Genomic DNA, 19,941 nt, shown 5'->3' on the forward strand with positions numbered 1-19,941 from the left:
CTGCGTTGTTCGGCGCATGGCGTGCAGCCGGTACGCCGGTAAGTGCTCAGCTGACCGGAACATCATGTGCGCAACGGGGGATGCAAGGGGAATCATTCCCCTTGCCCGCCGGAGGCATGAAAAAGTCATCAGAACAGGGACTGCCGGAAGTAAACAAAAAGGGGCCTTGCGGCCCCTTTCGGTGTGTGTTGTGCAGTCTGGTTACTTTTTGCCGTCCATAAACGGCTTAAGCAGGTCAAAGGGAATGGGGATGACAGTAGATGTGCTGCCGGAAGCCATTTCCCGCATGGTCTGCAGGTAGCGCAACTGCAGCGCTGCGGGCGATTCCGCAAGAATTATGGCGGCTTCTTTCAGCTTCGTTGCGGCCTGCTGTTCACCTTCGGCGTTAATGACTTTGGCGCGGCGTTCGCGTTCAGCTTCGGCCTGTTTTGCCATGGCGCGCTGCATTTCTGCGGGCAGGTCTATGTGTTTCAGTTCCACTGCCTGCACCTTTATGCCCCACGGGTCTGTCTGTTCGTCGAGCAGTTGCTGAATTTTTTCATTTATTTCTTCACGCTGCGACAGCAGTTCATCAAGTTCCGCGCTGCCGCACACACTGCGCAGTGTGGTCTGGGCCAGCTGCGACGTGGCAAACAGATAATCTTCCACTTCAATGATGGCCTTTACCGGATCAACCACGCGAAAATAGACAACGGCGTTCACTTCGACGGAAACGTTGTCCATGGTGATGACATCCTGATTGGGTACATCGAGCGTAAGAACACGTTTGCTGACGCGCACCATACTGTCGATGATGGGTATGAGAATGAAAAGGCCCGGACCTTTGGCGCCGATGACCCTGCCCAGACGGAATACAACGGCCCGTTCGTATTCGTTGAGAATTTTGATTGAAACAATGAAAAACGCTATGACCGCTACGATAATAGGCAGATAGGCAAGCATGATGAAGTCTCCTGTCGGGCGGGTACCGGCTGTCCGGTACTTGCGGTTTTGGTTGCTATTCCTGCACAGCATCCTCCGGTGCCGGATGCGTCGACACATGGAGTGTCAGCCCCTTTGCACCGGTAACTGTGACTGTCTCGCCTTTGGCGATGGGTTGTTCTTCTCTGGTTACGGCATTCCACAGGGTGCCGTGCAGTTTTACGGTTCCTTTGCGGCCCTGCCAGCGCATGACCATGGCCTGTTGTCCTGCCAGCTGATCTGAAGCCATTGCGGATTTGCTGCGCTGCGCCTTGACCGCAAGCCATACCAGACCGCCCATGAAGGCGCTTATGCCCAGTACGGTGGGGCCGATGGTCATCATGGGCAGGCGCAGCCCTTCACTTTCGGGAAAGAGTATGAGCGAGCCGATGAACAGCGCGGCCACACCGGCCAGTGAAAGCAGGCCGAAACTGACCACTTTGATTTCCAGCAGAAAGAGGACAAGCCCCAGAAGAATAAGAAGCAGGCCCGCCGCCGCCGTGGGGAGTATGGTCATGGCATACAGCCCCAACAGCAGTGAGAGTGCTCCGAGCACTCCGGGCAGTATGGCTCCTGCATGGGTAAATTCGACAAAAAGCAGAGCCACACCGGCAAGCAGCAGCAGATACGCCACCTGCGGGTCGAGCAACCAGCCCAGAAAGCGGTAACGCAAACCGGGCTCGTAAGGGATAATGCGTATGTCGTCGGCGGTGAACCGCAATGTCCCCATGCCTGCCGGTACGCCCCTGCTGCCTGCCTGTACAAGAAAGTCTTCGGGGGTGGTGGCCATAAACTCCACAACGTTGTTCATTATTGCCTGTGAGGCAGGCAGGCTTTTGCCTTCCCGAACTGCCGAAACATACCAGTCCACATTGCGGTTGCGCCGTTCTGCCAGACCGGACACAAGGCTGGACAGGTCGTTTTTTACCTTTGTAGCCATATCCCCTTTGGTGTCGGCTCCGTCCGGTGTGACAGGGATGGCCGCTCCCATGGTTGTCTGCGGGGCCATGCCGCTGATGCTGGAAGCCGCCACAATAAACACCCCCGCACTGGCTGCATGTGCTCCGGAAGGACCGACCCATACTCCCACGGGTACATCCGCATTCAGAATGTCCTGCACCATTTCGCGCATGGAAGATACAAGGCCTCCGGGCGTGTCCAGCGTCACCAGTACCATGTCGCTGCCGCTTTCGGCCTGTTTGATGGCTCCGCGTAAAAGGTCAGCCGTGGCAGGACCGATGCCCGCCTTTATCGTTACATGCACCACAGAAACAGTGTGTTTCTGCACGGCATTTTCAGCTCCGGAAGCTGGCATGGCAGGGTGAAAGGCTGCGAAAAAGCATAACGTGGCGCAAATGGCCGTTATTTTGCGATACAGAGCATGAGACGTGTTCATCGTGTTCCTCCGTGGACAGGCGGGCATGAAAAAAGAGGATCCGGAGCCAGTGTACAGTAAAGCATATTCTGTGAACAGTTTTTTCGGAGATGCGGGGCGCGCAGGAGGTGGAACAATAATCAGGGCGGCAATTGCAACGGCGGGCTGACCTGACCGGAAATGATGTTGTGTTCTGAAATGAAGACAGTGCGTAATACGAACAGGTTGAAAGAAAAAGCCGGCCCCGTACATGACGGCGGGCCGGCTTCGGGATTCAGCGGGAAACTTTCTGCAGGGCGACCTTGAGACAGGAAATCACGGCTTCCACCGGTGCAGGCGACTCAAGCAGGTAGTCGATGTCGGGCATGGCATACAGCCTGAAGCCGTTATAGTGTACAAACTGATACGGACGCAGACCGCAATGGGGGGCAAATGACCGCAGAGCCCTGCTGCCGAAGGCGAACACCCTTCGCGGGCGTATTCTGTTTATGCCGGCCAGAAAAATTTCGGGATTGGCCTGCAGGGGGGCGGCATGTTCGTCGGGCGCGGGTGCGGCGGGCAGAGCCACGGGCCAGAAGGCACTGGTCCCGCGCGGCAGCCTTAGGCTTCCTATGATTTTACGCAGCAACGCGCCGCGTTCTGCATTGGCATTACCGCACAGGTCGTCGCCCAGCGACCAGTAAGTCCATACCACAGGTGCGGGACCGGGAATTTTGCTCCATGCGGCCTGCCATTGTGGCGGCCACTGTTCGGGGGGCATGCTGCTGGCCTGCGGGGGCGGCGGAGTGTCTTCCTGCATGGTGCAGGCTGCAGGAGCCTCGTGCGTTACAGGGCGCACAGGAGCAGAAGCCCGCCCGGACGGGCCGAAGGCTGAATGATTGTCTGAGGAAGCCTGCACCGGTGTTTTTTCTGCGCGCGGGGCTTGCCGCCGGATACTGCGTGCAGGCGTTTCCGGCGTTGTCTCCTCTGCGGCGGATAAGCCCGAAGAGTGCACCGGACGGCCCGCAGCAGGCGCCTGCGCAAGGGCAGAAGCCTGCGGGGCGGCTGTCTGCTGTTCCCGCCTGCCCTGCTCTATCCATGCGGTTACCGCATCATCCATAAAAAGATGCTGTACACCGGCCTGATACCACGGGCGCAGGTCTTCGCGGATGGCTACATTTGCAACAGCCAATCCAGAATCCTCCATGCCACTTCGGTTTTGGGCTGTACGGGCCATTCTTCGGTCCGGCCTGTTTTGTCAGCCACAAAAACTTTGTTGGTGGCCGATTGAAAACCGCTTTCCGGTGTGCCGACAATATTGCCGACTATCATGTCAGCGTTTTTGCGCCGCAGCTTGCCGACGGCGTTTTCATGCAGGTTGCCCGTTTCTGCGGCAAACCCGACAATGCGCTGGTTTTCGCGCTTGGCGGTGCCCAGCGTTTTCAGAATGTCGGTGTTGGGAGTGAACCGGATGGACAGCGTTTCCGTGCCGGATTTTTTGAATTTTTCAGCACCGAAAGGCTCCGGACTGAAGTCGGCGACTGCGGCGGTGAATATACCGGTGTCCATGCGGGGCCACAGGTCGGCTGCTGCCTGATACATCTGCGCCGCACCGGTTACATCGTGCCGTGTGATGTCTGCGGGCAGCCACGGTGTTGCCGGTCCGCAGACGGCATGCACCTGTGCGCCCCGCAGCCATGCGGCCACGGCAAAACAGGCTCCCATGACCCCCGAAGAGGGATTGGACCAGAAACGTACGCCGTCCCACTGTTCGCGGGTGGGGCCCAGAGTGACCATGACCTGCTGTCCGGTCATGTCCTGCGGTGTCATGGCCTGCAGCGTATACAGAAAAATGGTATCAAGGTCTGCCAGCCTGCCCTGCCCCACATCCATGCACGCCATGCGCCCGCAGCCGGGTTCCACGGCCACGTGGCCGCGCTGTTTCAGTCTGGCCCAGTTTTCCTGCGTTGCCGGATTGTTCCACATGCGCGGGTTCATGGCGGGGGCAATGACCAGCGGTCCTTCAAAGGCCAGTGCCTGGCACGAAAGCATGTCGTCTGCCAGACCGCAGGCCAGACGCGCCAGCGTGGCCGCCGTGGCGGGAGCGATGAGAAATGCGTGGCAGGCATCCCCGGGGGTGAGATGTCCGAAAACATCGTCACCCACGGGGTACATGCCGGTATATACGGGAGAAGCCCCCAGCGCTTCGAAGCTGAGCGGCGTGATGAACTGGCACGCGCTGTCCGTCAGGGTCACACCGGTATCCGCGCCGGTATCTTTAAACCGGCGCAGCAGATCAAGCGCCTTGTAGGCGGCTACGGAACCGCACACGCCCATGTGCAGGCGTCTGCCGAGATAGCCTGTAAAAGCCAGATGCGCATTGACGGATGCAGGGCTCACTAGTTGACCAGTCCTTCTTCTTTGATGGTGATGTCGCCGGGTACGGCCATGGAAGGCGTGTCCAGAATGGGTTTTTCGAGACCCACATTGTCACGGCGGGGGGCAACCCATACTTCCAGCTCGGTGTTGGTGGCACCATCGGTGATGTTGATGACGGCGAATTTGTCAGGCTTGGTAAAAAGCAGCAGCGTGCGGGGGCTGATGAACTGAAAACGCAGGCTCCAGCCGTCGCGCTGCATGTTCGAGATGGTGTTTGCAGTCAGCGACCGCGAATCGACCCATCCGGAAAAGCCGAGAAAACCTGTGCGCTCGGCGCCGGTGCCCAGCACAAAAGAATCTTTGAGCTTCATGTCACGGGGCACAACAATGTCGTTGAAGTCGTAGTACAGAAACTGCGAAGCTTCTTCTGTGCCGCCGGAAGTCTTGGAGCTGCCGGTGGTGCAGCCGGAAAGCGCCACCACACAGGCAAGAAGAAGTGCGGGAATGAGGGATTTCTTCATGGGGTCTCCTTGGGAGCAGATAATTCTGAGTTCTGCGGCAACATGGTTCTTATGATGCTGCGCCGCGCAGCGGCGGCGATGTCACTCGGTATGTGACATAGCGCATGTTGTCCTGTCACGCAACGAATCAGGCCCGCGGAGTGCAGCCTTTGCGCGTTGCGGCGGGCACCGGCGCCGTGCCGTGCTGTGGCAGCGGGCAGCGCCGGTGCCGAAAAAGACTTGCCTGCCGTGGCAAGTTCTGGTCTTTTGCGGCAATCCGCACCGGTGCGCCCGAAAGAACCGGAAAACGAATTAAGGACCATTGTTTTATGCATTCCAAGCATCCCACAGATACGGCCCGCCGCTGCGAGGCAGGCACTGACAGCAGCGATACCGCCGCAGACGACTACTCTCTTGCCGGATACCGTTTTGAACTGCCCGAAGAACAGATAGCGCAGCATCCGCCGGAACACCGCGGGGCTTCGCGGCTTTTTGTCATGGACAGGAAGTCCGGTGTTAACACACAGGCTTCTTTTAAGGATATAGGCAGCTTTTTGCCCGAGGGCGCCCTGCTGGTGGCCAACAACTCGCGTGTGCTGCCCGCGCGCATGCTGGGCAGACGCCCCACCGGCGGCAAGGTGGAATTTCTGCTGCTTACTCCGCTGCCGCTGGTACAGCCGCAGACCGGTACAGACGGCCGCAGCTGTGCAGAGGCAGAAGGTCTTCTGAGAGCTTCCAAACGGGTGCGGCCTGGTGATGTAATGCATTTTGACGGGCTGGACGTTGAGGTGCTGCACACTGCCGACTTCGGCCGCTGTGCGGTGCGCATGCACTGGAAAGGCGACCTTGCCGGACTGTTCCTGCGGCAGGGGCATCTGCCGCTGCCGCCGTACATCCGCAGGCCCGACGGAGAAGATGACCACAGCAGATACCAGACCGTGTACAGCAGGCAGGACAGACTGGGCTCGGTGGCGGCACCCACCGCGGGGCTGCATTTCACGCCGGAGCTTACGGCGTCGTTGCAGGAACAGGGATTCGGCTGGGCCGAGGTCACGCTGTATGTCGGCTACGGCACGTTCAGCCCCGTCCGCGCAGAGGATATCCGTACCCATACCATGCACCGCGAGTACATGGAAATAACGGAGCAGGCCGCACAGGCCATAAACGATGCAAAACGGCAGGGCCGGCCGGTGGTCACGGTGGGCACCACGTCCACAAGGGTGCTGGAAGGGGCATGGGCCGCATGCGGAGAAATTCGTCCTTTTACCGGCTGGACGGACATTTTTATCTATCCGGGGTACCGCTTTAACGTGGCCGACCACATCATCACCAATTTTCATCTGCCGGAATCGTCATTGCTTATGATGATATCGGCTTTTGCCGGGCGCGAAAAAACCCTGCAGGCCTACTGTCAGGCCGTGGCTGCAGGGTACCGCTTTTTCTCATACGGCGACGCCATGCTTATTCTGTAAGTTTTATGGCACAAACCGCCGTTGCACAATTTTGCAAATTGCCGGGACTTGCGGTATACCCACGGCACTTAGAATTACCAAAAAAACTCATGACACAGTGAGCTTTTCTTTTCTGAAAAAAGCTTGCGGAAAAAACAGAGGGTAGTGCGAATGGCACGGGTTACTTTTCTGGATGAACGGTGCAAGGGGTGCCTGCTGTGCACCACTGTCTGCCCCAAGGAAATCATCCGTCAGTCTTCCCGCTTTAACCGTAAAGGGTACAAAGTGGCCGAAGTGACTGAAGAGGACATGGAACAGTGTACGGGGTGCGCTTCGTGCGCGCTTATCTGCCCCGACTTAGCGATACGGGTATACCGGCCCGAAAAGCCCGCCAAAGGCGAAAAGGCAAAGGAGTAGGCGCATGTCGGCAAAGCCCTCAAGAATTTTCATCAAAGGGAACGAGGCCATAGCTCGCGGAGCGCTGGCTGCCGGGTGCACCTGTTACTTCGGGTATCCCATAACGCCGCAGAACGATATTCCCGAGTTCATGTCCACGGCCATCATCGAGGCCGGAGGCGAGTTTGTGCAGGCAGAGTCGGAAGTGGCCGCAGCCAACATGCTGCTGGGTGCCGCTGCGGCCGGCCATCGTGCGCTGACCACTTCGTCCAGCCCCGGTGTTTCGCTGATGCAGGAAGCCATTTCCTACATGGCGGGCAGCGAACTGCCCGGTGTCATCGTGAACATGAACCGCGGCGGCCCCGGTCTGGGTGACATCGGTTCGTCGCAGGGCGACTATTTCCAGTCCACCCGCGGCGGCGGACACGGCGACTACCGCACGCTGGTGCTTGCTCCGGGTACCTGTCAGGAAGGCTACGACATGATGATCGAAGCCTTTGATCTGTCATTCAAGTACCGCAACCCCGTGCTGATGCTGGGCGATGCCATTGTGGGCCAGATGAAGGAACCCGTCACGCCGTGGTCTCCTGAAAAAATTGAAAACTACGGTGCCGCGGACTGGTGCCTGAGCGGTGCCGCCGGACGCGGTCCGCGTCTGCTCAAGTCGCTGTTTCTTGATGACGGGGCACTGGCAGGACAGAACAGGCATCTGCAGCAGAAGTACGAGGCCATGAAGGTCGAAGCAAGAGCCGAAGTATACGAATGCGATGATGCCGAGCTCGTGGTGGTTGCCTATGGTTCCATCGGCCGCATAGTGAAAAGTTCGGTGCGCCGCCTGCGTGCAGAAGGCCGCAAAGTGGGCCTTGTGCGTCCGCTGACGCTCTACCCCTTCCCCGATGCTCCTTTGCGGGCACTGGCGGAAAAAGGCAAGCGGTTCCTTACCATTGAACAGAACTGCGGTCAGATGGTCGAAGACGTGCGTCTTTCGGTCCGGGGTCTGGCCGATTCGGATTTCCACGGTCATATGCCCGGCAACCTGCCCGGTTCAGACGACTTTGTGGAAGCCATAGTCGCAAGGCTGGGGAGGTAAGCCATGCAGAGCGCAAACAACAACGAAAAGCTGGTGTTCGATGTGCCCGAGGTGATGGCCGACCGTCCCACGCACTACTGCCCCGGTTGCCACCATGGTGTGGCGCACCGGCTTGTGGCCGAAGTGCTGACAGAAATGGGACTGGTGCAGGACACGCTGTGCATCGGGTCCATCGGCTGCTCCGTTTTTATATACAATTATCTCGACGTGGACGCGGTGGAAGCGCCGCACGGCCGTGCTCCGGCCGTTGCCACGGGCGCCAAACGCGCGCGCAAGGACAAGTTTGTCTTTACCTATCAGGGCGACGGCGACCTTGCTTCCATCGGACTGGCCGAAATAGTACACGCTGCAAACCGCGGCGAGCGTATTTCCGTGGTGTTTGTGAACAACACCGTATACGGCATGACCGGCGGTCAGATGGCCCCCACCACGCTGGTGGGACAGAAGACCACAACCTGCCCGGGCGGGCGTTGTGCCGAGCACGAAGGTCTGCCCATCAAGATGACGGAAATCATCGCCGGTCTGGGCGGAACCGCCTATGCGGCCCGTGTTTCGCTCGATTCCGTAAAGCATATCCGCGAAGCCAAGCGCGCACTGCGCAAGGCGTTTGAAATGCAGACCAACAACATTGGTTTCGGTTTTGTTGAAATGCTGTCGGCATGCCCCACCAACTGGCATATGGATGCGGTTTCCGCCAACAGGCGCATAGCGGAGGAGATGATCCCCTACTTCCCGCTGGGAGTATACAAAGACGTCACCGCCGAAGCGGATGGAAAGGAGTAAGCCAATGAGTCTGTATCAGGACGTCATCATTGCGGGCTTCGGCGGTCAGGGCGTGATGCTGATAGGCAACCTGCTGGCATACGCCGGTATGGAAAGCGGTCTGAACGTGACCTATATTCCCGTGTATGGTCCGGAAATGCGGGGCGGTACGGCAAACTGCACCGTGGTGGTATCTGACGAGGAAATCGGCTCGCCCATTATCCAGCGTCCCGCCAGCCTCATCATCATGAACCAGCCGTCCATGGACAAGTTCCAGCCCACGATGCAGGACGGCGGCGTGCTGCTTATCAACTCTTCGCTGGTGGATGTTTCGCAGGCCCAAAGCCGAGTGAAGTCCTACGGCGTGCCCGCAAATGAAATAGCGGATAAGCTGGGCAACACGCGTATGGCCAACATGGTGGCTTTGGGCGGCTATGTGCAGGCCACGGGAGTGCTTGATCTGGAAGTGGTTAAAAAGAGCCTTTCCAGCGTTATTTCAAGTCATTATGCACATCTTATCCCTAAAAACGCCGAGGCGCTGCAGGCCGGTGCCGATCATGTGGCTGCAATGATGTAGCCCGCTGCGGAAATTGACGTTTCACGTGAAACGCTGATGACTGTACAGCCGCCCGCATGGATTCATGCGGGCGGCTTTTTTTATGTACCGGGTGAATGTGCAGCGGCTGCGGGGCTGAACGACGCATAATGCGAAGCTGCCTGCGGCGGAAGTGCAATTTGCGGTATGGCACCAGCCCTGCGGCTGTTGCCGTGCTGCGGGGTGCCCGAGCGCAGGCCGGCACTTGCGGCAGGTGCCTACAGCAGGCTGCCCTGTTCCGGCCGGGGCGGCTGCCATACGCGGACAGAGCGTTCCATGCCGCAGGCCGCCGTGCAGCGGTCCACTATTCTGTTCAGCTGTGCGGCGGCAGGAGACATGCAGACATATCTGTCGCCGTAGCGGCGCCTGTACTGCCGCGCCATGCCGGGAAAAAGATGTTCCAGCCGGAGCAGGTAGTGTTCGCGGCAGGCATCGCGCAGCGTCATGCCCGGCCAGAAGAGCACATATGCCGCACCGGCGTCAGCCGCGCAGCGTACAAGGCGGGTGATGTCGCGGGGCGAGTCGGTGATGAAAGGCAGTACCGGCATGAGGGTGATGCCGGCGTATACACCGGCAGCGCGCAGCGCGGCCAGAGCCTTGAACCTCATGGACGGCGGCGGGGCGTGCGGCTCTATGGCGGCGGCCAGCCCGTCGTCCGGCGTGGTCACGGTTATGCTGACAGCCCCGAAGGTACGTTGTGCCTGCGCAAGCAGGTCTGCATCGCGGGTTACAAGGGTACCTTTAGTTATCACATGCACCCCGAATCCGTGCCGGATGAGCAGCTTCAGCGCAGAACGGGTGAGCTGCTCTTCTTTTTCCTGCGGCAGATACGGGTCGTGCATGGAGCCTGTGACCACGGTTCCCCGGGCACGTTTGGAAACTACTTCATGCCAGAGGATTTCCAGTGCATGACGTTTTGCTCGTATGTGCTCCAGCCTGCCGATGCCGTAGCAGTTGCTGCGGGTGTCGCAGTAGATGCAGCCGTGGGGACAGCCGCGGTACAGGTTCATGGTGTAATGTCCGCCGAAAAGCGCGTCCGGCGCGTTTTTCACGCGGGCAAGGATGGTGCGGGCCGCTATGTATTCCATACCGTCTGTATGCACCTGCGGCCGCAAAGGAGCAATGCGCGGCGGGGCAACGCATGACCGGACAATATGCGCGTGCGGTGTGAAGGGTGCTGTCAGCAGCACAGACACAGGGCGCTGCTGCGCAGCCTGCGGAACAGTTTGTCCGCCACGGAACCCATCATGAGATGTTCAAGAATGCCGGACCCCATGCCGCGCCTGCCGGAAACCACCAGCCCGAAGTCGCCTTCGAGCGAAAGCCGCAGGATTGCTTCTACCACATTGCCGTGGGTGACCACGTTGGTGGAGATGCGGTGCGCCGCAATGCCCTGCCCTTCCATGATCTGCCTGCACTGTTTGAACAGCATGCCGCTGTCTGTCAGGCCGCACGGCGTTGCACGGCAGACGCGCAGCAGCGTGAATTTGTGGGGGCTGTCACTGCCCAGCAGGCTGGCGATATGATGTACCGCGTTGAACGCCGAGGCGGAGCCGTCCACACAGATGAGCACTTCCTTTGAATCACGCGCCTGCGGCGGACAGAGCCACAGCGGCACCACGCACGACTGTTTGACCATTTCACTGGTGATGTCCGGAGTGCCTTCCAGCATGTTTTCCAGCCATGTGCGGCCGCGGTTGCCCAGCACAATGGCCGCATGGCCTCCTGTAGTGCCCTGATGCAGGATGTCCCAGTCCATGGAGACGGAATCAGGCACGGCGCACAGCCGGATGCGCTGTTCGTGTACTCCGGCCTGCAGCAGCATGGTTCTGGCCTGCTCCAGACTTTCATTGCCCAGGGCCAGATGGCGGTGGAACTCTTTTTCGTCCATGCCTGCCTCGCCCATGACAAGCCCGTAAGGGCCGATGCTTTTATAGCGTCTGGGCGGGGCCACATACAGCAGTGTAATGCCGATGGACGGCGAATCGTGCAGAAAGCGGGCAGCAAACTCCGCCGCATGCAGCTGGGCAGGCGTTTCGCTGACGGTCACCAGCACGTCTCGTCTGGGGACCGGTGGTATGGGCGGTATGGTGCGTCCGCCGGATGGCTGTGATACACGCATGATTCACACTCCGTAACAGGTACTGGCGTCATGTGCCGGTATCACGCTCCCCGAAGCAGGGGGCGTAACATGCCGGTATTTACGCGATATGTGACTATACGGATACTCAACGGAAAAGCAAACCCTGTCGCAGGCTGATTCATGGCAGGCAGCCCTGCGCCGTGTCAGCGTATCTCCGGAGGGTGCGGGCATATGTTATGCGCGGGACGGGTGACGGGGCGCAGCCGATAGGATACAGTGGAGCGTTATCGTATAAATGTTCCGGCATGGGCCGCTGGACGGGCCGTATGTGTCCGGCTGTGTCGTGCTGTCAGGCCGGTTTTCACAGGAGGTTTTCAGCATGCTTGATTTTGATTTCCACAACCCTACCCGCATTGTTTTCGGCAAAGACAGACTGGCGGAGCTTGATACGCTGGTTCCTGCCGGTGCCACTGTGCTTGTTCTGTACGGCGGGGGCAGTGTCCGCCGGTTCGGCACGCTGGACAAGGTGCGGGCTGCCCTTGAAAACGGCAGAACCGTTCACGAGTTCGGCGGCATTGAACCCAACCCGCGGTACGAAACACTGCTGAAGGCGGTGGAAAAGGTCCGCAGTGAAGGTGTGGATTTTCTGCTGGCTGTGGGGGGCGGTTCCGTAATGGACGGGACAAAGTTTGTGTCGCTGGCATCGGTGCATGACGGTGATCCTGAGTCGCTGCTGTACCACGGCTTTGCCGGTGTGCCCGCCGCAAAAGCTCTGCCGCTGGGATGCGTGGTAACGCTGCCCGCCACCGGTTCTGAAATGAACATGGGAGGAGTTATCAGCAAGGGTGACGGAAAGTTCCCCGTACTCTGCCCGCTTACCTTCCCGAAGTTTTCGATTCTTGATCCCACGCTTACCTACTCGCTGCCTGCCAGACAGGTGGCAAACGGAGTGGTGGACACCTTTGTCCATGTTATGGAGCAGTATCTCACCTTTCCCGTGGAAGGACGCTTTCAGGACAGAACCTCGGAAGGCATCCTGCTGACCCTTATTGAAATCGGACGTTACACCATTGATCACCCCGAAGATTATGATGCCCGTGCGAACCTTGTATGGTGCGCAACCATGGGGTTGAACGGCCTTATCGGTTCCGGCGTGCCGCAGGACTGGGCAACCCATATGATCGGGCACGAGATTACGTCTCTTTACGGGCTTGATCACGGCCAGACGCTGGCCATCATTCTGCCTGCCCTGATGGATGTGCGCCGCGATGCCAAACGCGAAAAGCTGCTGCAGTATGCCGAGCGCATCTGGAACATCACCGGAGGCACAGACGATGAGCGCATTGATGCCGCCATTGCCCGGACAAGAGCCTTCTTTGAGTCTCTGGGCGTTAAAACCAGACTTTCCGACCATAAGCTCGGCGTTGAGCATTTCGACGCTGTAATCAAGGGTCTGGAAGCAAAAGGCCTGACAGCTATGTCCGAGCGCGGCGACCAGACGCTGGAAGTAAGCCGGAACGTTCTGAAGGCTGCCCTGTAGCGTCCATCGGACAGGATGATTACGCATAGTAAACAGCCCGCCGGCCATGTGGCCGGCGGGCTGTTTTTTTGTCCTTATGGGGCTTTTTTCACAGCTATTGTTGTGTGCACAGTTGCTCGGTTGCACCTGTCGAATAGGAATAAAAAGGGTTGTCGGATGCTGCCCCTTTATTTGGCATTGAAAATAATTTTTGTTATCAACTCCAGAATAGAATCAAAGCTATTGCCAATGTGAGGGTGCGTTGAAAGTTGAGGAAATGGCCGCTCAGAGTGCATGTTGCGGGGCAAAAGATGGTTTGGGCGAAGATGGAACCAGCGTGTTTTATGTCGATAACTAAACAGCTTATGGTAAAGGTACAGAACATGTGCTGTTGCTGTTTCTGATACAAAAATCAATCTTTCACGGGAACTTCATATAATTATGTCAAATGTCCTGTTGGCTTTATTGTCATTTGTTGTTCCGGGGGCAGGTCAGATAGTTAAGGGAAAAGTGTCTAAGGCCCTGATTCTGGCATCAGGCAGCTCAGCCGGTTATTTTGTTTTGAACGCTGCCGTGGCACTAAGCAATGACCGGTACTTGGCGCTGGTCGTTTTTGTAGTGCTGCTGGATACTGCCATCCGCTTATACTCCGCTGTTGACGCAGCGCGTCTGAATAAAGCTGCAGATGCGAAAGGTAGTGCAGGGAAATGGTCAAGGCTGGCGCTTGTTGCGGGGCTTGCAGCGGCAACTCTCGGACCGGGCAGAGAATTTCCTGCGGGTAGATTACATGCATTTTCCATAGCCTCCGGCAGTACGATGTTGTCGCCAGAGCTTGAGGCAGGAACAGCGCTATTGGGCGTCCCGTATCAATACTGGGAGCAAGAGCCTGTCAAAGGTGATTTTGTGATAATTGAGCAAAAAACAACAGGCCCTTTTAGCAAGAGTCCTTTTATATTACAGGTTCATGGCGTTGCGGGCGAAAAATGCCCTGCGTCTGTCTGCACGCGCTCAGGAACGTTTGCTGACGCAGGCGATGGTTACCTGATACCCAAGGGGCACTATGTTGTCGGTGCCCGTAATCCGCAAAACTTTCAGACTCTCGTTTCTGAAAAGGAAATAACGGCAAAAGCCGGATACGTGTACTGGCCCCTGAACAAGATGCGCAAGCTGTGATCTGATGGCAGCTGGCTGCGCCGTATACAGGCTGCAGTATGCGGGCAACCTTCGCAGATATAAACTCCGGCAAGGCTGCCGGCATGCACAGGCATGATTGTCTTGATAGGTTTGTAAGGTTTCCGACTGATAAAAAAAAGGCTCCTTTTCAGGAGCCTTTCATGTTTGTTTTTCTTACCGGATCGTACCCGCGTTATACAATCCAGTCGTCGTCTTCTTCGATGGGGGTGAATCCGCGGCGCATGGTGTTTTCCGTCACTACGCGCGGGTCCATGAACTGCAGCAGGTAGTCGGGGCCGCCGGTCTTTGAGCCGACACCGGAAAGCTTGAAGCCGCCGAATGCCTGCCGTTCCACCAGCGCGCCGGTGCTGCCCTTGTTCAGGTACAGGTTGCCCACGCGGAATTCTTTGCGGGCTTTTTCGAGATGTTCCGGACTGCGCGAGAACACGCCGCCGGTCAGGGCAAACCGGGTGCCGTTGGCGATTTCCAGCGCTTCTTCAAAGGTGGAGGCCCGCATGACGCCGAGCACGGGACCGAATATTTCTTCCTGCGCTATGCGGCTGTCGGGAGTAATGTCGGCAACCACGGTAAGCGGCACATAGCAGCCACGCGCGGGAATATCGTCGCGCGAAACCAGTATGGTGCCTTCTTCTCTGGCTATTTCAATGTATCTGCCGACGTTTTTCTGCAGCGAGGCATCGGCCAGCGGGCCCATGTAGTTTGCCGGATCTTCTGCCGGTCCTATCTTCAGGTCGTTGCAGGCTTCGACCAGCCGCTTCACAAAGCGGTCGTATATGGGGTCCAGCACGATGACCCGCGAGCAGGCGGAGCACTTCTGCCCCTGAAAGCCGAATGCCGAATAAATGACCTGCAGCACGGCCTCGTCAAGGTCGGCATCGTCATCAATGATAATGGCGTTTTTACCGCCCATTTCGGCGATGACGCGTTTGCAGTGGTGTTGTCCGGGCTGTACAACGGCCGCTTTTTCCTGAATGCGCAGGCCTACTTCCATGGATCCGGTAAAGCAGATCATGTTGATTGCGGGGTGTTCGACAAGATAATCGCCCATGACCGAGCTGCGTCCGGGGCAGTAGTTGAATACGCCGTCGGGCAGTCCTGCTTCGCGGAAGACCTCTGTCAGGTTGTAGCCGATGCGCGCGGCAATGCCGGATGGTTTGTAAATGACCGGATTGCCCGTCACTATGGCCGCAGAAGCCATGCCGATGGAGATGGCAAAGGGAAAGTTCCACGGCGAGATGACGGCGGCAATGCCTTTGGGCTGGTAGAACAGGTGGTTGTGTTCGCCGGGGGCGCGGCCCATGCGGCGGGGCCTGCCCAGCCGGAGCATTTCGCGGGCATAGTATTCCATAAAGTCTATGCCTTCGCCCACATCGTGGTATGCCTGATCCCACTGTTTGCCCACTTCAAGAATCTGCCATGCGGACAGCCTGTAGGCGCTTCTGCGTGCGGCGTCCGCGGCCTTGAACAGGTAGTTGGCGCGGTCTTCGGGTGACACATCGCGCCAGATGTGAAACGCCCTGCCCGCCGCCTCGATGGCCGCATCGATTTCCGCTATGCCCGCCTGACATACATCGGCGAGTTTTTCATCGGGGTCGGCCGGATTGGTCGTTGGCATGGTGTCCTGCGTGAACACTTCTTTACCGCCGATGAACAGAGGCACGGTGCCGCCTGCGGCGGCGCGTACCTCGGCTATGGCCCGCGGAAAGGCGGCCCGCTGTTCGGGTATGGTGAAGTCTATCATGGGATCATTGCGGAACGGCGGAATGCCTCCCGTGCCGGAAGGCTCCACCGGTGCCGGACGGGCTGCCAGCTCGCGCTGCAGGGTCAGCTCCGGATTTTCAAGCAGCCGCTCCATGTCGGTGCCGTCGGCAAAGCTCTGTCGCAGAAATGATTCGTTGGCTGTGTTTTCCAGCAGGCGGCGCACCAGATATGCCATGCCCGGAATAAGCTCGCCGTAGGGGCAGTACAGCCGCACCCTGCCCGCCACATTCAGCAGGCCTTTGCGGACCGGTTCGGCCATGCCGTACAACACCTGAAATTCGTATCGTGTTTCGGGCACGCCCAGCTGGCGGGCTGTTTCCATGGTGGCGGCAATGGTGCGGATATTGTGCGAACCGCAGGCGAAGTAGCAGATGTCGCTGTTTTCAAGAATGGTGCGGGCCATGCGTTCAAAACACATGTCGGACTGTGGTTTGTGCACCCATACGGGAATGTCCCAGCCGTTCTGTTTGGCTATGACGGTTTCGGCGTCCCAGTAAGCGCCCTTAACCAGCCGGATGGCAATGGGCAGCTTTTCGGTGCGGGCCCAGTGCAGCAGGTCGGCAAGATCTTTTTCCGATTCACGCAGATAGGCCTGCAGCACGATGGAAAGATGCGGATAATGACGGAATTCCGGCTCGCTGCGCAGTCTGCGGTACAGTTCAAGCGTCATTTCCTTGTATTTCAGCGCTTCCATGTCAATGCACAGAAAGCCGTTCATTTCTACAACCTTGCGGTACACGGGCACAAGGCGCTTCATGATGCCCTGCACCGAGCCTTCTATATCCACTGGTTTGGCCTGTGAATACAGTGCGGAAGGCTTGATGGATACGTTGACTCTGGGGGTGCAGCCCCAGTCTGTGTCCGTGTCCGGTCCGGGACCTTTCAGGGGCGACCATTTGTCCTGTTCTCTGGCCAGCGCGTCAAGCACCTCCAGATAGCCGTCGCGATAGGCGTCGGCCTCTTCCTCGTTCACAGTCGCTTCGCCCAGCAGGTCCACGGTAAAGGCAAAACCGTCTTTGCGCAGTTTGGCTATGGATTTGACGGCTTCTTTGGCGTTCTGGCCGATGATGAACTGCCGGCCCATGTTTTCAATGTTGGAGCGGATGGTTTTTTCCATCAGCATGGCGGTCAGTTTGCCGCCTATGCCGGCTTTTCCGGCTCCCCATTTGAGCACTGCGGGCACGTCGCCGCCTTCGGCGAAGTATTCGCGGATATGCCGCGAAAGAGATTCCGAGGTGTTCAGATACGGGAAAACGTCGACAAACCGGAAAAGCTGGACTTTGAAGTCTTCATTTTTCATGGCCCAGTCCATGACTTTGCCGGTCCACCATCCCTTGTTGAAGATGGACGGAGCTTCGCCGCTGATGCTGGTGAAAAATTCTTTTCCGCGCGAGACAATTTTTTCGTCTGGCATGGTTTCCATGCGGTCCTCCTCGGAAGCGGTAAGGTGTGAGTGATTCGAGTGAACGGCTCTCCCGTCATGCCGCGTTGCAACGCGGCATTTTTATTGATTTTGTGAAGTTGTACGTGTTCGCACTATTCAAGGCAAGTATGTTTGTACAAAAATGGTCAGTCGTTGCAGTTGGTGCGTGCCGTGCAACAGTTTGAAAACGTTCTGCCTTTCCTGCGCTCAGAGCCGGTGCAAAAAAAAGCCGGAAAGGAAATCCTTTCCGGCCTGATGGCGGTGTTGTGCCGTGCCGCTGTGATAACATGCCGCAATGCCGCAGAATGAACGGCGTTCCGGGCTGCTTTCCGGTAGTTTTCCGAAAACTTATCTGATGTCCAGCGAGCCTCTGAAGTCATCCCAGCTGGTGATGCCCAGCGTATCCACCAGCTGCTGCAGTTCATCCACCAGCCGGAAGGCGCAGTCGGGGCGCATGAAGTTGGCGGTGCCTATCTGTACGGCGTGTGCGCCCACCAGCATGAATTCCAGTATGTCTTCTGCCGTGGTGGCTCCGCCGATGCCGATGACCGGAATGCTGACAGAGCGGGCGGCCTGCCATACGCAGCGCAGGGCCACGGGTTTGATGGCAGGGCCGGAAAGTCCGCCGATGACATTGGCCAGCAGAGGCTTGCGGCTGCGGATGTCCACGGCCATGCCGCTCAGCGTGTTGATGCACGAAAGCATGTCCGCCCCGCTGTCTTCCACTGCACGGGCAATTTCGGCAATGTCGGTGACATTGGGCGACAGTTTGACGATGACGGGCTTGGTGCCGGAACGGCGTTTTACGGCGCCGGTCACCCGGGCGGCCTGTCTTGCATCCTGTCCGAAGAGTATGCCCCCTTCACTTACGTTGGGGCACGAGATGTTCACTTCAATGGCGGCAATGCCTTCTTCGGCGGCAAGTATGCCGGCCAGTTCGGCAAATTCGTCAGGGTCGCAGGCATACAGGTTGGCGATGACGGGTGTTTCCTGCCAGGGCAGCTGCGGCAGCTTCTGCGTGATGAAGTTTTCGACGCCGGAGTTCTGCAGCCCCACGGCGTTCAGCATGCCGCATGCGGTTTCGGCGATGCGCGGCATGGGGTTGCCGGCACGGGCTTTAAGCGACAGACCTTTGACCACTATGCCGCCCAGACGGGCAAGGTCGCCGTAGGGGGCAAATTCGACACCGTAGCCGAATGTGCCGGAGGCCGTCATGACGGGGTTTTTCAGCTCAAGGCCGTGCAGGCCGCTGGGTATGGTGACATGCAAATCCACGACAGCGCTCCTATGCTTTATCCAGGTCTACCTGATCGGCCCAGAAAACCGGACCGTTGTTGCAGACCTGCGCTTTGCCCGCCTGCGTGTGGTGCAGGTGGTGTTTTTCCGTCGTGCTGGTGACGCATCCCAGACATCCGCCCACGCCGCAGGCCATGCGGGTTTCCAGCGAAAGCTGGCAGCGCGCGCCGTATTGCAGGGCAAAACGCTGTACCGTGCGCAGAAACGGAGTGGGGCCGCAGGCCAGTACCAGCCCGTCCTGTTCCGCGTATTCGGCGATGCGTTTTTCCAGACGCTCGATGAATCGCAGCAGGTCGTCGGGGCATTCTTCCTGATGGTTGTCGGCCATGATTTTTTCGTTGATGCTTTCAAACGGATAGCATCCGAGAGGCATCCGGTGGCCGAATTCCATCCACAGGTTCCACGGTTTGGGGTGCGTGTGGGCATAACCGATAAAGGGAGCGATACCAATGCCGCCGGCCAGCATGAGCGTGGGCGTTTCAGGCTCCACCGCAAAGCTGTTGCCCAGAGGCCCCCAGACCACAACGGTGTCGCCCGCTTTCAGGTCTGCCAGTCTGCGGGTGCCGCGGCCCACTGCCTGAAAGAACAGAACCAGATCGCGGCTGCTGACGCGGCAGATGGAAAAGGGACGGGCCCACAGCATGTCCAGCGCCCATCCCTGAGGGCGTATCATGACAAACTGGCCGGGTTTCCAGCTTTTCCAGCGGGGTTTTTCAAGGCGCAGAGCGTAAAACTGCGCATCTCCCGAAACCTGTCCGAAGGGGACAGTATCCAGCACCTTGAGTTCGGTGCATTGCTGTTCGCTCATTTCAAATTCCTCGTATTTCTTAGCCGCGCGCACTTTGGCGCAGGCATGGCTCCCTATTGTCTAGGGCAGGAGGTTGAGCGGGTCAACACTATCTTGCCAAAGAGCGGCGATGGCGCGTTCTTCTGCGCGGCGGGCCGCGCAGAGTGGGCGGCAAAGGCAGGTAAGCGGAGATTTACATGCGGCGCGGCTGCAAACTCATAGTGTTTTCATCGGCGCATGACAAGAGGAACCCGCCGGTGTTCCGATTTGCAGCGCTGCCGGATTTTTTTTGCGGGCGGCACCCCGTGGCGGAATCATTGCTGTTGCATCTGGGCCCGACTATGGTTAGATGCAGGGTTGCAGGCGGAACTGTGCCGGGGTGCTGGTCTGT

General features: G+C 58.3%; 17 protein-coding genes. 7 read left to right on the top strand and 10 right to left on the bottom strand.

The features are described from left to right. Nucleotides 1–201: 201 nt before the first annotated feature. The 5 genes from H586_RS0111110 to H586_RS20160 all read right to left on the bottom strand — a co-directional run bounded on the left by H586_RS0111110 (nucleotide 202) and on the right by H586_RS20160 (nucleotide 5,214). Nucleotides 202–942: a slipin family protein gene (locus H586_RS0111110; RefSeq protein ID WP_011366229.1), complete on the bottom strand. Its 741-nt coding sequence runs from the start codon at nucleotides 940–942 to the stop codon at nucleotides 202–204. A gap of 55 nt (nucleotides 943–997) precedes the next feature. Then, nucleotides 998–2,356, bottom strand: a complete 1,359-nt coding sequence (locus H586_RS0111115; RefSeq protein ID WP_011366230.1) for an NfeD family protein — start codon at nucleotides 2,354–2,356, stop codon at nucleotides 998–1,000. 253 nt (nucleotides 2,357–2,609) lie between these two features. Continuing rightward, nucleotides 2,610–3,506: a hypothetical protein gene (locus H586_RS0111120; RefSeq protein ID WP_027182061.1), complete on the bottom strand. Its 897-nt coding sequence runs from the start codon at nucleotides 3,504–3,506 to the stop codon at nucleotides 2,610–2,612. Next, nucleotides 3,488–4,714, bottom strand: a complete 1,227-nt coding sequence (gene coaBC / locus H586_RS0111125) for a bifunctional phosphopantothenoylcysteine decarboxylase/phosphopantothenate--cysteine ligase CoaBC (RefSeq protein ID WP_027182062.1) — start codon at nucleotides 4,712–4,714, stop codon at nucleotides 3,488–3,490. The genes H586_RS0111120 and coaBC overlap by 19 nt, the downstream gene beginning before the upstream one ends. Continuing rightward, nucleotides 4,714–5,214 carry a hypothetical protein gene (locus H586_RS20160; RefSeq protein ID WP_011366233.1) on the bottom strand — a complete coding sequence of 167 codons (501 nt, stop codon included), beginning with the start codon at nucleotides 5,212–5,214 and terminating at the stop codon, nucleotides 4,714–4,716. The genes coaBC and H586_RS20160 overlap by 1 nt, the downstream gene beginning before the upstream one ends. Before the next feature lie 308 nt (nucleotides 5,215–5,522). Here H586_RS20160 and queA point away from each other — a divergent pair, with 308 nt between their 5' ends. From queA to H586_RS0111155, 5 genes are all read left to right on the top strand, one after another. Then, nucleotides 5,523–6,665 (top strand): tRNA preQ1(34) S-adenosylmethionine ribosyltransferase-isomerase QueA, encoded by a 1,143-nt coding sequence (gene queA, locus H586_RS0111135; RefSeq protein ID WP_027182063.1) that lies wholly within the window; start codon nucleotides 5,523–5,525, stop codon nucleotides 6,663–6,665. A 150-nt stretch (nucleotides 6,666–6,815) separates the two neighbouring features. Further along, nucleotides 6,816–7,061, top strand: a complete 246-nt coding sequence (locus H586_RS0111140) for a 4Fe-4S binding protein (RefSeq protein WP_011366235.1) — start codon at nucleotides 6,816–6,818, stop codon at nucleotides 7,059–7,061. A gap of 4 nt (nucleotides 7,062–7,065) precedes the next feature. After that, nucleotides 7,066–8,130 carry a 3-methyl-2-oxobutanoate dehydrogenase subunit VorB gene (locus H586_RS0111145; protein ID WP_011366236.1) on the top strand — a complete coding sequence of 355 codons (1,065 nt, stop codon included), beginning with the start codon at nucleotides 7,066–7,068 and terminating at the stop codon, nucleotides 8,128–8,130. Nucleotides 8,131–8,133: 3 nt separating this feature from the next. Then, on the top strand, nucleotides 8,134–8,913 hold the full coding sequence (locus tag H586_RS0111150; protein WP_011366237.1) for a thiamine pyrophosphate-dependent enzyme: 780 nt from the start codon (nucleotides 8,134–8,136) through the stop codon (nucleotides 8,911–8,913). Nucleotides 8,914–8,917: 4 nt separating this feature from the next. Continuing rightward, a complete protein-coding gene (locus H586_RS0111155; protein ID WP_011366238.1) occupies nucleotides 8,918–9,469 on the top strand; it encodes a 2-oxoacid:acceptor oxidoreductase family protein in 552 nt (183 codons plus the stop codon). 236 nt (nucleotides 9,470–9,705) lie between these two features. Here the strand turns inward: H586_RS0111155 and H586_RS0111165 are convergent, their stop codons facing one another. Both H586_RS0111165 and H586_RS0111170 read right to left on the bottom strand, forming a co-directional pair. Continuing rightward, entirely contained in the window at nucleotides 9,706–10,575 is an 870-nt protein-coding gene (locus H586_RS0111165; RefSeq protein WP_155891385.1) for an SPL family radical SAM protein, read from the bottom strand. Nucleotides 10,576–10,667: 92 nt separating this feature from the next. Beyond that, nucleotides 10,668–11,609, bottom strand: a complete 942-nt coding sequence (locus H586_RS0111170) for a universal stress protein (protein WP_027182065.1) — start codon at nucleotides 11,607–11,609, stop codon at nucleotides 10,668–10,670. A gap of 340 nt (nucleotides 11,610–11,949) precedes the next feature. Between H586_RS0111170 and H586_RS0111175 the strand changes: the two genes are divergently transcribed. Both H586_RS0111175 and H586_RS20970 read left to right on the top strand, forming a co-directional pair. After that, a complete protein-coding gene (locus tag H586_RS0111175; RefSeq protein WP_027182066.1) occupies nucleotides 11,950–13,110 on the top strand; it encodes an iron-containing alcohol dehydrogenase in 1,161 nt (386 codons plus the stop codon). A 420-nt stretch (nucleotides 13,111–13,530) separates the two neighbouring features. After that, the gene (locus H586_RS20970) at nucleotides 13,531–14,262 is read left to right on the top strand and encodes a hypothetical protein (protein ID WP_027182067.1); all 732 of its coding nucleotides are present in this window, start codon (nucleotides 13,531–13,533) and stop codon (nucleotides 14,260–14,262) included. A 193-nt stretch (nucleotides 14,263–14,455) separates the two neighbouring features. Here H586_RS20970 and H586_RS0111185 read toward each other — a convergent pair whose 3' ends face one another. From H586_RS0111185 to H586_RS0111200, 3 genes are all read right to left on the bottom strand, one after another. Next, the gene (locus H586_RS0111185; protein ID WP_027182068.1) at nucleotides 14,456–17,467 is read right to left on the bottom strand and encodes a proline dehydrogenase family protein; all 3,012 of its coding nucleotides are present in this window, start codon (nucleotides 17,465–17,467) and stop codon (nucleotides 14,456–14,458) included. A gap of 348 nt (nucleotides 17,468–17,815) precedes the next feature. Next, the gene (locus tag H586_RS0111195) at nucleotides 17,816–18,742 is read right to left on the bottom strand and encodes a dihydroorotate dehydrogenase (RefSeq protein WP_011366244.1); all 927 of its coding nucleotides are present in this window, start codon (nucleotides 18,740–18,742) and stop codon (nucleotides 17,816–17,818) included. A gap of 10 nt (nucleotides 18,743–18,752) precedes the next feature. Next, nucleotides 18,753–19,571: an iron-sulfur cluster-binding protein gene (locus tag H586_RS0111200; protein ID WP_011366245.1), complete on the bottom strand. Its 819-nt coding sequence runs from the start codon at nucleotides 19,569–19,571 to the stop codon at nucleotides 18,753–18,755. Nucleotides 19,572–19,941 lie beyond the last annotated feature (370 nt).

This window comes from Oleidesulfovibrio alaskensis DSM 16109, from assembly GCF_000482745.1.
GTDB lineage: Bacteria > Desulfobacterota > Desulfovibrionia > Desulfovibrionales > Desulfovibrionaceae > Oleidesulfovibrio > Oleidesulfovibrio alaskensis.